Raw genomic sequence first — 12,890 nt, forward strand, 5'->3', positions numbered from 1 at the left:
CACAGGTTTTGCGTCGTACACAACATAGGTGGCCAGCCCCCATTCCTGTGGGAGCTGGCTTGCCAGCGATGGGGCCAGACCTGCTTACACAAGGCTCTCGCGCACCATCTCCAGAAACGTCGCCACAATCCGCCGCGAACTCTGCTCGCGCAAGCACACCAGCGTCTCGGTCAAGCGCCGTTTGCAATCGGTGATCGGCAACGCGCACACCCGCGAGTCGGCGCCGAATTCGGCAGCCGAGACCACACCCACGCCAATCCCCACCACCACCGCCTCCCGCGCGGCTTCGCGTCCTTCCACCTGAATTGCCGGGCGGATGCGAAATCCCGCGCCGGCCATTTCTTCTTCCAGGGTCTGGCGGGTCACCGAGCCGATTTCCCGCAGCACCAGCGGGGTATCGTCGAGGTCCGCCAGGCAGATGGACTCGCGATCGGCCCAGGGGTGGTTACGCGAAACGAACGCCACCATCGGGTCATTGCGCAGTGGCAAGGAGATCAGGCGCTCATCGCTGACATCACGGCCCAGCAACGCCAGGTCGGCCTGGTAATTGAACAGCCGGAATAACGATTCATCGGTGTTTCCGGTTTCGATCTTCACGCTGATGCCGGGGTAGCGCTCACAGAACCGGGCGATCTGCGGCAACACGTGCACCGGCGCATCCACCGCCAGAATCAGGCTACCGGTCTGCAGCGCCTGGGAGTCCTGCAACAACTCCTGGGCCTCGGCTTCGATCACGAACAGTTTCTGGGTGACGCCAAGCAAGCGCTCGCCCAGGTCCGTGAGACGCACCGAGCGTTTGTTGCGGTGGAACAACAACACACCGTAGCGCTCTTCGAGTTTGCGCACCTGATCGGAAATTGCCGGTTGCGTGAGAAACAACCGCTCGGCGGCTTTGGTGAAGCTTCCATGGACGGCCACGGCGTGGAAGGCTTTGAGCTGGGCGTGGGAAACCGACATCGAAATCTCCAGGTACAAGCTGAGCTTATATTGGAAATACGATAAATCGATTTCACTTATTAATCAGTAATTGTTTTTATCATCTCAACCCGCTGACTGGTCGGTCGAACAGCAGCGAGTACCATGAGCCCGTGCGTGCGACAGCAGGACTCATCTGACCGGAACCGCCCACAGGGACCAGGCAGTTTCGCAGTGCTCAACAATAAAAACACAGGCGTTTTCTTCAAATTCTGCCAGCACACTCACACCCTGAGGTCAGACCCACAATGAACAAGCACATCGGCACCATCAAGCGTTGGCGCGTGCAGATCTTCGCGATCACCTGGCTCGCCTACGCCGCTTTCTACTTCACCCGCAAAGCATTTTCCGTCGCCAAACTCGGGATCGGCGAAGACCCGACGTTCATGCTCGACAAAATGGCCATGGCCAACCTCGACGCCATTTACCTGACCGCTTACGCCGTCGGTCAATTCACCTGGGGCATCCTTGCCGACCGTTTCGGTCCAAGGGTTGTCGTCCTCGGTGGCTTGCTGATTTCGGCGGGGGCGGCGCTGGTGATGGGCAGCTTCGCCACGTTGCCGATCTTTGCCACCTGCATGCTGATCCAGGGCCTGGCGCAGTCCACGGGATGGTCGGGGCTGTGCAAGAACCTCGGCAGTTTCTTTCCCGCCGAGCAGCGCGGGCGGGTACTGGGCCTGTGGAGTTCCTGCTACGCCTTTGGCGGTCTGGTGGCGTCGCCGTTTGCCGGTTGGTGGGCGTATACGCTGATCGGAACCTGGCACGCGGCATTCATTTCCAGTGCGGCGGTGGTTGGGCTGGTCGCCGTGCTGTTTTTTATTTTTCAACGCAACAAACCCGAAGACGTGGGCTTGCCGGCCGTGGAGCCGGAACCCGAGTTGACCGCTGAAGAGGCGTACGCCCAGAGCAAGATCAGCGTCCTGGAGCCGTTGAAGGAAATCCTGCGCAACCGTACGGTGCTGATTCTCGGTCTCGCGTACTTCATGTTGAAGCCGGCGCGCTATGCGATTCTGCTCTGGGGCCCGGTGATCGTTTTCGAACAGATGCCCTCGGTGGGCAAGGTGGGCGCGGCGATTATCCCTACCGCATTCGAACTGGCCGGGTTGCTGGGGCCGATCATGATCGGCCTGGCCTCGGACAAACTGTTCGGCGCCCGCCGCATGCCGGCCTGTGTCCTCAGTCTGTTGGCGCTGACCGTATCGCTGGCCTTCTTCATGGGCGCCTTGCATACCGGTAGCGTGGTTCTGGTGGTGGCATTGCTGTTCGTCATGGGCCTGACCCTGTATGGCCCTGACTCGATGATCAGCGGCGCGGCCGCCATCGATTTCGGCACTGCCAAGGCCGGTGCCACGGCGGCGGGCTTCGTCAATGGCTGCGGCTCGGTCGGCGCGATTCTCGGCGGGCTGCTGCCGGGTTACTTCGACACCGTCACCGTATTCATCGTCTTCGCCGGCTGCGCGATGTTCTCCGCGCTGGTGCTGATCCCGCACTGGAACAGCCGCCCCGGTGGCCTGAAAACCAACTATCCGTTAGTGCCTGACCGGGCGATGACTGTAAAACCCCTGCGTACCTGAACCCGGCATTGTCGGGCGTCCGAGCCTGAACGTGTGCCTGGCGAAGTTCGCCCCGGCGGCGGGCAAGGCTGATAAGGGCTGACGGTCAGGGTGCAGGGTCCGTGGGGTTGATCAGCCAGTCGAGCAGCAGGCGAGATTCGCCACGCGGTGTCGGGGATCGGACGGGCTGGGGCGTATGGTGTTGCCCCATGCTCGCGCAAAACACCGGTCGGTCGGCGTCGCCGTCAAGGAAACAGACCAGCCCGTCGCTACCGGCCAATGGCAGCATGGACGGGTCAATGCGATTGTTCGACGCGGCCAGGGCAATCGGTACCCAGAGTCCGTCGGATTCCTCAGGATCAGCGTCCGCCGTGGGCCATAAACAGACCTGTATCCGGCCGCGATCATCCAGTGTTGTCGGTTGCCCCGTCGGGCCGCACACCCGGGCAGGCTGATAACCGCGAATGCCCGGCCTGACCTGTTCGAGTGCCGGACGCAATACCGTCGACCAGGGAATGGCGGTGAACTGATTGTGGTAACGCGGCGGCGTGTCCGGTACCAGAATCGAGCCCTGTTGCCCCTGATGCCGCGTCTGGATCACCAGCCATTGATCGTTGAAACCTGGCAGCGGGTGTTCGGCGACCTGGACGATCCGGCCGCTGCGTAATTCGTGATGATTGCTTTTGCCGTGGATTTGCACTTGCCGGCAACGCAGGCGCTCCAGGTGCCGGCGGGCGCGTTGATCGCAATGACGCTGTTCGACAGCGGGGCGGGGCATGGGCGGCATTGCCGGGGCAAGGGGCTGATTGGCCGCGCTGTCGTTACATCCTGCCGCGCCGCGATCCCTGGGATCCAGTCGTGGGGACAAGGGGGGCGCATCATGGCGCTGGAACAATTCGGTGATGGTCGCAGGGCCGCCTGTCTCGGGGGCATCGCCGTCAAACGGCATCAGCAGCGGTTCTTGCGGGAGGCTCAGGCTGTCTTCGGCGAAAACCAGCACATGGGCATCGCGATGATGTTCAAAGTGATAGTGAATGCCTTCTTCTTCGCACAGCCGTTGCAGCAGGGTCAGGTCGGTTTCTTCGTACTGAATGCAAAATGGCCGCAGCGGATAGTGCCCGGTCCCCAGTTCAAAACGGTAACTGCTGTCGGGCAGGTCATGTTCCTCCAGCAACCGGCGCAGGATCATGGGCACGCTGAGATGCTGAAAGACCCGCCGTGATCTGTACTTGTCCAGTGCTTGCAACGCGGGCACCAGCACCAGTTTGTAGCTGAACCGGTGCGGCCCGCGATGTTCACGACTGACGCTGTGCAGCACGCCATGAATTCCCTGACCTTGCCCCAGGTTCAAGTGCGCCGGTTGTTGCAGCAGGCGATTGGGCTCCATGACCGCTGCCAGGCCGAGCACCTCGATGTCGAATCGATAGGGTTGGTTGAGGGCCTCGTGACCGCTGAACTGCACCACCTGCAAACTCAGGTCGTCATCGAGGAGGGTCAGGGTGAAGGGACTTTCCTTGTCGTCGTGCATCGAACGCGCTTCTGCCATGGGATACGGGCACAGAGGGTACGAAACCGCAGCGCTTTATAGTCATCGCAAATCGAAGTTTCAGAATCGCCCTACAACGGTGGGTGAAGTTGTCGATCCTGAATCCCGATCAGAGGGTCATATTTTTTGGTCGATTGCCAACTTTAGGCCGTATAAACTTGGCACCATGCGTCGGCCAATAGATGTCTCGGCGCCATAGACAAGAGAGTGAGTAATGGGCGCACAGTGGAAGGTTAAACACAAAGAAGCGGCAGCCAATGCCAAGGGCAAGATCTTCGGCAAACTGGTGAAAGAAATCACCATTGCTGCGCGCAACGGCGCCGATGTCGCCACCAACGCACACCTGCGCCTGGTGGTTGAACAGGCCAAGAAAGCTTCGATGCCCAAGGAAACCCTGGATCGCGCCATCAAGAAAGGCGCGGGTTTGCTGGGCGAAACCGTGCAATACCATCGCGTGACCTATGAAGGCTTTGCGCCGCATCAGGTGCCGCTGATCGTCGAGTGCGTGACCGATAACATCAACCGCACCGTCGCTGAAATCCGCGTCGCGTTCCGCAAGGGCCAGTTGGGCGCTTCCGGTTCGGTGGCCTGGGATTTCAACCACGTCGGCATGATCGAAGCCTCGCCGGACACCCCGGATGCCGATCCGGAAATGGCCGCCATCGAAGCCGGTGCCCAGGATTTCGAGCCCGGTGAAGACGGCGCGACCCTGTTCCTGACCGAGCCAACGGACCTCGATGCGGTACAGAAAGCCCTGCCTGAGCAAGGCTTCACCGTGTTGTCGGCCAAGCTGGGCTACCAGCCGAAGAACCCGGTCAGCGGTCTGAGCGATGAGCAGATGGCTGAAGTCGAAGCCTTCCTCGAAGGTCTTGATAACCATGATGACGTGCAGGACATGTTTGTCGGGTTGGCGGGTTAATTCGTTTCTTCAGTGACACCGCTTTCGCGAGCAGGCTCGCTTCCACATTGGACCGTGTCCGTCAAGGCAACTCGGTCAACTGTGGGAGCGAGCCTGCTCGCGAATGACCGCGAAGCGGTCACCCGTTATTCAACTCCGTAACGATTTCGCTGAACCCCGGCCGCGCCAGCACCTCCGGCTGACAACAGCACTGCTGCAACGCCTCCAGCTGCACACGCCGTTCATCGCTCAACCCCGAGTCGATCCGCTCCAGCAATTCCCCCAGCAAGATCCCGAACGCTCGCACTTCGATCCGTTGCAATGCACGGCTTTCCAGGCTGTCCGTCGTGGCGTGGAACGACGCCGCGCCAAAATCGCCCAACAGGCAATCACCGTGCTCGTTCCACAGGATATTGTGACCATAGAGGTCGCCGTGGGTGATGCCCTGGTGGTGCAAATGGCCGGCCACCGAAGCAATGCCACGGGCGATGCGTAGCGCCACATCGGCAGTGAAGCGAGTGTCGTCGGCGTAAACGTCGCGGCTGCAGGTGGCCAGGCTCGGCAGCGCGGCGAGGTTGCGGTAGCTCGGCTCGATCAACTGCATCACCAGCCCGGCCGTTTGCTGTGGGTGACCGATAATCCGCCCTTCAACGCGGATCAGATTGGGATGGGTGCTGGCGGTGATGCAGGCGTTCATTTCGTGCAGCGGCGAGCCATCGCTGGTCATTTCGCCTTTGTAGAGTTTGACCGCCACCTGCGTGTCCGGTTGTCCCGGTCGTGCCCATGTCGCCCGATGAATCACCCCGGAAGCGCCTTCGCCCAGTTTTTGCTCCAGCTCCAGCGCCGTCCATGGAATGCTCGCGGTGGCTTCAAGGGCGGCCGCATCGGCTTCGGTTTCCAGCGGGTTACCGGCGTAGGCCAGCCACGTCAGGCCTGGCAGGGAGAGTAGCCATTCGGGCAGATCGGTCAAACAGTTGGCGGCGATACGGATAAGCTCGAGCCGATGGCAGTTGCGCAAGCTGTCGGGCAAGCGCTGCAAGCGGTTACCCGCCAGCATGAGTTTTTGCAGATAAGGGCGCTCACCCAGCTCGGTTGGCAGCTCACGGATGCGGTTATCCGTCAGGATCAGCCAGCGCAGTAACGGCGGCAGGGCTTCACCCGGTACGTGTTCGATACGGTTGGCCTTGAAGGCGACCATGGTCAGTGTCGCGCATTGACCCACGCAAGCAGGCAGTTCGGTGAACTGGTTATCGGAGCAAAACAGCACGCGCAGGCGCGTCAGGCGGTGCAAGTCATCCGGCAGGCTGCTCAAGGCATTGCCACTGAGGTTGAGCACTTCCAGGGAGTCCGCCAGGTCGAAGATTTCCCGGGGGAACTCTGTCAGGCCGCAACTAAGGTCCAGGCGAGTGATGCCTGTCAGCGTGCCGGCGCGCAGTTGTGCAAGGGTGTGCATGAACGGGTTCGCTATCGGTCGAAGGAATGGGCGGCATGATAGCGGGAATAGTGTGCTGCCTGTCAGGTCCCCTTCGCGAGCAGGCTCGCTCCCACATTGGGCCGCCGTGGTCAACGGTGGGAGCGCTGCTCGCGAAGAGGCCGGTACTGCCACACAAAACCGGGGTTTAAACCGATTCCCGGATCTCAACCAACTGCCCCAACCGGCTGCGCGTACGCGCCAGGTCGATGGCCTCGCCACCCAGGCTTTCGCGCAACGAGCGCTGTCCGAGCAATATCAGGTGCTTGTCCTGATCGTATAAAACGTCCACCAGATTGATAAAGCGTTGCTGGGCGGCAATCGAACAGTCGGCCAGGCTGGGCAGTTCGTCGATGATCCAGTGATCGAAACGCCGGCACAGTTCCAGGTAATCCATGACGGCGGTGGGGTGGTCGCACAGGTCGCTGAAGGTGAAACCGATGGTGCGCCCTTCGCAGTAGCGGGCGGGCAGATGGCGGGTGCCGACCGGCAGGGCAATGGCCGGGGTTTGGGCGGCAGGCAGGTTCGAGGCCTGGCGCTGTGCCGGCGTGGCGGGCCAGACATACTGCCCCTGGGTAAACAGTTGCTGCGCGTGAGTTCTGGCCTGGCTGCGGTAGTCGTGTGGCCCGCCGACTTCCATCACCTGCATGCGCGCGTTGATCAGGTCGATCACCGGTTTGAAGCGCGCGTGGTACAGCGGGTTGGGCAACAGGCCTTCGGGCGGGTAATTGGAGGTGACCAGCAGCAGGATGCCTCGGCGGAACAACGCCTTGAACAGCCGCGTGATCAGCATCGCATCGCCGATGTCGTGGACATGGAACTCGTCGAAACACAGTACGCGGCAGTTACGCAGTAACTCATCCAGCGTGGTGGCCAGCGCATCCGGTTGATCGCGATGAGTGAACATTCCCCGATGCAACCGGGCAAAAAACTCGTGGAAGTGCAGGCGCTGTTTTTCCGCAAGGGGGATGGCCTGGAAAAAACCATCGAGCAGCCAGCTCTTGCCGCGACCCACTGCACCATGCAGGTAAAGACCCGGCAGGGTTTTCGCCCCGGCACCCAGCAGCGTCGCGGCATGCTGCGCCATGCAGTCGATCACGCGTTGCTGGCTGAGGCTGAGGGTGTAACCCTGGGAATGGGCCTTGTGGTGAAAGTAGTCGTGGATGACCCGACCGCTCGCGACACCGTTGGCGGGTGCAGTAGTTGCCTTGCCGAAGAGGCGGCGCAGCGATGGCCAGCGCGGAGTGAGTCGCGAACGGTTGGGCGGTCGAACGGCCACTGTGATGTCACCCCGTAATCTTCAGGCAGGCTCCCCGAGCTGCGGCGGCATAGTGTAACCAGAGGCGGGAATTCGCATCCAGTTGTGTCTGATTTTTGCGGATGTCGATGATCCCCTGTAGGAGCAAAGCTTGCTCGCGATGGCGGCAGGTCAGGCACAGCGTCGTTGACTGTACTGGCGCCATCGCGGGCAAGCCATGTTCCTACAGGAGATTTGTGTCGTTTGTTAGAGGGGCTGTGTCAGTGATTTAGCGCTCGATACTCCGATTCCACCGCGCATTCCACGCCGGGCGCTGTTCGTTGACCTGATCCCAGTCCACCGCGATCGCCGTCTGCAGGTACTGCTTCATCGCCTCGACCTGCCCGCGGGTACGGTCTGTTGTCGGCGTATTGGGGTTGGACGGAATCTGGTCGCCATCCTCAAGCGCGGCAGCCTGGGCTTCGGGGGTCAGCAGGAACGCGGCGAGCTTTTGCGCCAATTGCGGCTGAGTGTTGTTGGCGATGGCGCACTCGGCGACGTTGAGCACCACGGCACCTTCTTTCGGTTGTGCGTATTCCACCGGCATGCCCTTGAGTTTCAGGGCGGTGACCTGGGTCGGGGTCAGCGGAAAGAGCGCTGCTTCGTCGGTCTGGAGCATTTCGGAAATCTTCGCCGAGCTCGGAATGTACTCCAGCACGTTGCGCCCGACGCTGTTCGGCCAGGCCTTGAACCCCGGTTCGACATCGGTCTCGCTGCCGCCCTGGATACGGTTGAACATCAGGAAACCATGCAGGCCGAAGGTGGAGGAGGCCATCGACTGGAATACCACCTTGTCCTTGAAGCGCGGATCGGCCATGTCCATCCACGAGGTCGGCGCACTCCAGCCTTTCTCCTTGAACAGTCGGGTGTTGTAGGCCAGACCGGTCACACCGAGGCTGACGGCCACCGCCTGATCCTTGATCCGGCCCTTGGCCGGGATCTGCGCCAGGGTCGGGTTGTCTTCGAGCTTGTCGCACAGGCCCATGCCGATGGCGCGGTACATGATGCCGTCGTCGAGGAACATCACGTGCATCTGCGGGTTGCCCTTGCTGGCCTGGACCTTGGCCAGGATATCGGCGGAGGTACCGGGCACGATCACCACCTTGACGTTGTTGGCCTTCTCGAAAGCCGGCAGTACCTTGTCGGCGTACAGCCGCTCCATGGTCCCGCCGTTCATGCCCAGGTACAGCGTCGGCTCGGCGTGGGCCTGGGCGGCGGCGAGCAGGGCGCTCATGCAGGACAAACCGAGCAGAGCAGTGCGTTTGACGTTATTCATTGGCGCGACCTTCCTCTATCAAGCTACGGAGATGGAGTGAAACCGGGTGATGGAAAACGCATCCAGCGACGTCTTTGACGCGCCGCTACAGATGATCTCGGTGAGCGCCTGGCCCACCGCCGGGCCGATCTGGAAACCGGCGCCGGCAAAGCCGAACGCATGCAACAGACCGGGCTGGGTACGGCTGTGTCCGATCACCGGTTGGCGATCGGGCAGGTAACCTTCGGTGCCGCTCCAGGTGCGAATCGCCTGGGCGCCTTCCAGAAACGGGTAAAGCTCGACGGCCTGGCGCAGGATTTCCAGCACCGCGCCTTGACCGGGACGGGCGCGGGCATCGTCGAGGGCAAAGCCCTGGCCGCCGCCCAGCACGCAATTGCCGCGCGCGACCTGGCGTGCATAGATACCGCCGCCCTCGACGCCGGTGCTGGCATCCATCACCAGAGGCAAGGGCTCGGTGACCAGCATCGCCGGGTGTCCGGAATGCATCGGCACCGGTTCATCGAACTGCGCGGCCAGGCTGCCGGCCCAGGCGCCAGCGCAGTTCAACAACCAGGGCGCATGCAACTCCAGGCCGGTTTGCGTGCGCACGCGAAAGCGCTGGCCGTCGTGTTCCACGGCGGTAACCGCGCATTGCTCGTGTACCTGCACGCCATGGCGTCGCGCGGCCCGGGCGAACGCAGGGGACACCAGGCGCGGATTGGCATGACCGTCATCCGGGCAATAGGAGGCGCCCACCGCGACGTCTCCCACCCATGGAAAACGCCTGCGCAGTTCGGTGCGGTCAAGCACCTGCAAATCGAGGCCGAAGCCCTGGCTGCTGACTTCATAGTTCTGTAGCGCTCGCAAATCGTCGAGGCTGCGAGCAAGTTTGAGGTGACCGCTGCGTTGATATTCACCGTCGATCCCGATCAATTGCGGCAACTGCCCCCAGATGGCGTGGGCGCGTTGTGACAGCGGCAGTTGCGACAGCGGCCGCCCCTGACGACGCACGCCACCGTAGTTCACGCCGCTGGAATGCGAACCGCAGAAATCCCGCTCCAGCAGCACCACGCGCCGCCCGGCCTTGCCAAGAAACAGCGCCGCCGAAGCGCCGACGATGCCGCCGCCAATGATCACTGCGTCGACTTCGATCATGCTTCGATCTCCAGGCCAAAGGGCAGCGGTTTGATGGGAGACTGGGCCCGCAGCCGGCCAATGTCGGACACGTCGCGCCGGCTTTCGCAGGCAATGATTTCCGCTGCGGCCGCGCCACACATCCGGCCCTGACAGCGACCCATACCGATCCGGCAGTGGGCCTTGACCCGGTTGATTTCCCAGTGACCTTCGCGCACGACCTCACGAATATCGCCGGCACGAACTTCTTCGCAGCGGCAGACCATCACGTCATCGTTGATGCGCGCGGCCCAGTCCTCGGGAAAGGCAAAGGCACGTTCCAGACCCTGACGAAAATCGCCGATGCGTTCCAGCGATTGTTCAAGCTGCGCGGGGCGTTGCGCCGGGATCAGGTGGCCGGTGTCTTCGAGCAACGCCAGCGCGGCGCGCTCGCCGGCCATTTCCGCAGCGTCGGCGCCCATGATCCCGGCGCCATCACCGGCCAGGTACACCTCGGCGACACTGCTGCGTCCGGCGCGGTCGCGTTGTGGCAGCCAGGCACGGTTGAGCGGGTTCCAGGCAAATTCGCAGCCAAGCAGGTCGGCGAGTTGGGTTTCGCTGCGCAGGCCGTGGGCGAAGGCGACGGCATCGCAGTCCAGTCGATGTTGGCCTTTTGCGTCCGACCAGATCAGCGCCTGCGCCCGTTGCTCACCTTCGACACCTTGCAACGTCGCGCCCTGGTGCACCGGGATGCCGTGGGCGGTGAGCCAGCCGCGGTAATAGAGACCTTTGGCCAATGTGGCCGGTTGAGCCAGCAGGCCGGGCAGGGCGCGGGCCTGGGCGCTGAAGGGGGAACTGTCGAGCACCGCGATCACCTTCGCGCCAGCCTTGGCGTATTGATAGGCGACCAGATACAGCAACGGGCCGCTGCCGGCGAACACCACGCGCTCGCCGATGGCGCAGCCCTGGAATTTCAAGGCAATCTGCGCCGCACCGAGGCTGTAGACGCCGGGCAAGGTCCAGCCCGGCACCGGCAGAACCCGGTCGGTGGCGCCGGTGGCGACGATCACCCGGGAAAACCCCAGTCGCGCGGCACGGCCGTCGTGCAAGGTGTCGAGGGCACCGTCTTCGGCGTTCCACACCAGCGTGTCGGGGCGATAATCGAGTTGTTCGCGCAACTGATCGATGGTCTGGTGCAGGGCCTGGGCCTTGCGTGCTTCGAAGCCATACAGCTTGACCGGCGAGCGCGTGAAATTGGCCGGCTGGCGCCGATAAATCTGCCCGCCACCGCGTGCGGCTTCATCCAGCAACACCGGGCGGACACCATGTGCCACCAGGGTTTGCGCGGCGCGAATACCGGCCGGGCCGGCGCCGATGATGACGACAGGCTTCATGCGCACCTCTTTTGTGAACGATCCGCGACCACTGTGGGAGCTGGCTTGCCAGCGATGGGGGCGGCACAGGCAACATTGGTGGTGGCTGACAAGCCGCTTTCGCTGGCAAGCCAGCTCCCACAATGGATTGGAAGTTGCCGCAGCTTTTGTGCCCGACGCAGCGCTCCTGTAGGAGCTGGCTTGCCAGCGAAGGGGGCAGCACAGGCAACATTGATGGTGGCTGACAGGCCGCTTTCGCTGGCAAGCCAGCTCCTACAGGGGATTGGGTGTTTGCAGGTGAAAGAGCTGTTCATATCGATCGCCCCGGCTCGCGGCTGATGTGTTGTCCCGCTTCAAGCAACGTCGAGCAGGCGCGGACCCGGCGGCCATCGCCCAGGCGTACCCAGCAGTCCTGGCAGGCGCCCATCAGGCAGAACCCGGCGCGGGGTTCGGCGTTGAAGTCGCTGCCGCGCAGGTGTTCGCTGCAGGTCAGCACCGCCGTCAGTACGGTGTCGCCGAGCAGGCCGCTGGCCGGTTGGCCATCGAGGGTAAAGTCCAGGGCCGGGCGGTCGCCTTCGGCCAGTCGTTTCAGCAGAGCCATGGCGCCCTCATTGTTTGCCCACCAGAACCCGATCCAGGCCGTAGACCCGATCGAGCAGAATCATGGTCAGCGCGGTCAGCGCGATCACCAGTGCCGACACCGCCGCCATCATCGGATCGATGGACTCGGTGGCGTAGACGTACATGCGCACCGGCAAGGTTTGCGTGGCCGGCGAGGTGACGAAGATCGACAGCGTGACCTCGTCGAAACTGTTGATGAACGCCAGCAACCAGCCCCCGGCGACCCCCGGCAGAATCATCGGCAGGGTGATCTGGCGGAACAGCGTGAAGCGCCCGGCTCCCAACGATTGCGCGGCGTGTTCGGCACTGCGGTCCAGGCCGATGGCCGAGGCCAGCACCAGACGGAGCACGTAGGGGGTGATCACCAGCACATGGGCGAAGATCAGCCACGCAAAGCTGCCGTTGACTCCCATCAGCGCGAACAGGCGCAGCAACGCCACCCCCAGCACCAGGTGCGGAATGATGATCGGCGACAGGAACAACCCGTTGAAGAAATCCCGGCCGGGGAATTCGAAACGGGTGATCGCCAGCGCCGCCGGCACCGCGATCAAGGTGGCCAGCGAGGCGGCGCTGAACGCCAGGATCAGGCTGTTGTAGAACGCATCGACAAAGTCGGCACGCTCGAACACGGCGCGGAACCAGCGCAGGGAAAAATCGCTGGTCGGCAGACTCAGGGTGTTCTCCGGGGTAAAGGCGACAAGGCACACCACCACCAGCGGCGCGAGCATGAACAGCACCACAAGGGCATGAAACAGCAGGGCGAAAGGACCGTTCCTGGACATGACGAA

General features: G+C 62.6%; 11 protein-coding genes. 2 read left to right on the top strand and 9 right to left on the bottom strand.

Annotation, left to right across the window (positions count from 1 at the left end; genetic code table 11):
• Window positions 1–84: 84 nt before the first annotated feature.
• Entirely contained in the window at window positions 85–957 is an 873-nt protein-coding gene (locus BJ917_RS09955; protein WP_096510067.1) for a LysR family transcriptional regulator, read from the bottom strand.
• 266 nt (window positions 958–1,223) lie between these two features.
• Here BJ917_RS09955 and BJ917_RS09960 point away from each other — a divergent pair, with 266 nt between their 5' ends.
• Complete coding sequence (locus BJ917_RS09960) at window positions 1,224–2,549, top strand: MFS transporter (protein WP_096510068.1); 1,326 nt, start codon at window positions 1,224–1,226, stop codon at window positions 2,547–2,549.
• 85 nt (window positions 2,550–2,634) lie between these two features.
• On the opposite strand, the gene BJ917_RS09965 is transcribed toward BJ917_RS09960, so the two are convergent.
• Window positions 2,635–4,056, bottom strand: a complete 1,422-nt coding sequence (locus BJ917_RS09965) for a type VI secretion system Vgr family protein (RefSeq protein ID WP_121103235.1) — start codon at window positions 4,054–4,056, stop codon at window positions 2,635–2,637.
• A gap of 232 nt (window positions 4,057–4,288) precedes the next feature.
• On the opposite strand from BJ917_RS09965, the gene BJ917_RS09970 reads away from it, so the two are divergent.
• A complete protein-coding gene (locus tag BJ917_RS09970; protein ID WP_008020881.1) occupies window positions 4,289–4,993 on the top strand; it encodes a YebC/PmpR family DNA-binding transcriptional regulator in 705 nt (234 codons plus the stop codon).
• A 118-nt stretch (window positions 4,994–5,111) separates the two neighbouring features.
• On the opposite strand, the gene BJ917_RS09975 is transcribed toward BJ917_RS09970, so the two are convergent.
• The 7 genes from BJ917_RS09975 to BJ917_RS10010 form a co-directional block, all read right to left on the bottom strand.
• Window positions 5,112–6,425 carry a leucine-rich repeat-containing protein kinase family protein gene (locus BJ917_RS09975; protein WP_121103236.1) on the bottom strand — a complete coding sequence of 438 codons (1,314 nt, stop codon included), beginning with the start codon at window positions 6,423–6,425 and terminating at the stop codon, window positions 5,112–5,114.
• 166 nt (window positions 6,426–6,591) lie between these two features.
• Window positions 6,592–7,722 carry a cell division protein ZapE gene (zapE, locus tag BJ917_RS09980; protein WP_096510071.1) on the bottom strand — a complete coding sequence of 377 codons (1,131 nt, stop codon included), beginning with the start codon at window positions 7,720–7,722 and terminating at the stop codon, window positions 6,592–6,594.
• Window positions 7,723–7,969: 247 nt separating this feature from the next.
• Window positions 7,970–9,016 (bottom strand): ABC transporter substrate-binding protein, encoded by a 1,047-nt coding sequence (locus BJ917_RS09985; RefSeq protein WP_096510072.1) that lies wholly within the window; start codon window positions 9,014–9,016, stop codon window positions 7,970–7,972.
• Window positions 9,017–9,034: 18 nt separating this feature from the next.
• Window positions 9,035–10,150, bottom strand: a complete 1,116-nt coding sequence (locus BJ917_RS09990) for an FAD-binding oxidoreductase (RefSeq protein ID WP_096510073.1) — start codon at window positions 10,148–10,150, stop codon at window positions 9,035–9,037.
• Window positions 10,147–11,502 carry an NAD(P)/FAD-dependent oxidoreductase gene (locus BJ917_RS09995; RefSeq protein WP_121103237.1) on the bottom strand — a complete coding sequence of 452 codons (1,356 nt, stop codon included), beginning with the start codon at window positions 11,500–11,502 and terminating at the stop codon, window positions 10,147–10,149. The genes BJ917_RS09990 and BJ917_RS09995 overlap by 4 nt, the downstream gene beginning before the upstream one ends.
• A 289-nt stretch (window positions 11,503–11,791) precedes the next feature.
• Window positions 11,792–12,082: a (2Fe-2S)-binding protein gene (locus BJ917_RS10005; protein WP_121103239.1), complete on the bottom strand. Its 291-nt coding sequence runs from the start codon at window positions 12,080–12,082 to the stop codon at window positions 11,792–11,794.
• 7 nt (window positions 12,083–12,089) lie between these two features.
• Window positions 12,090–12,884, bottom strand: coding sequence for an ABC transporter permease (locus tag BJ917_RS10010; protein ID WP_096510076.1), 795 nt, complete (start codon window positions 12,882–12,884; stop codon window positions 12,090–12,092).
• Window positions 12,885–12,890: the final 6 nt, after the last annotated feature.

This window comes from Pseudomonas sp. WPR_5_2, from assembly GCF_003634475.1.
GTDB classification, from domain to species: Bacteria; Pseudomonadota; Gammaproteobacteria; order Pseudomonadales; family Pseudomonadaceae; genus Aquipseudomonas; species Aquipseudomonas izuensis.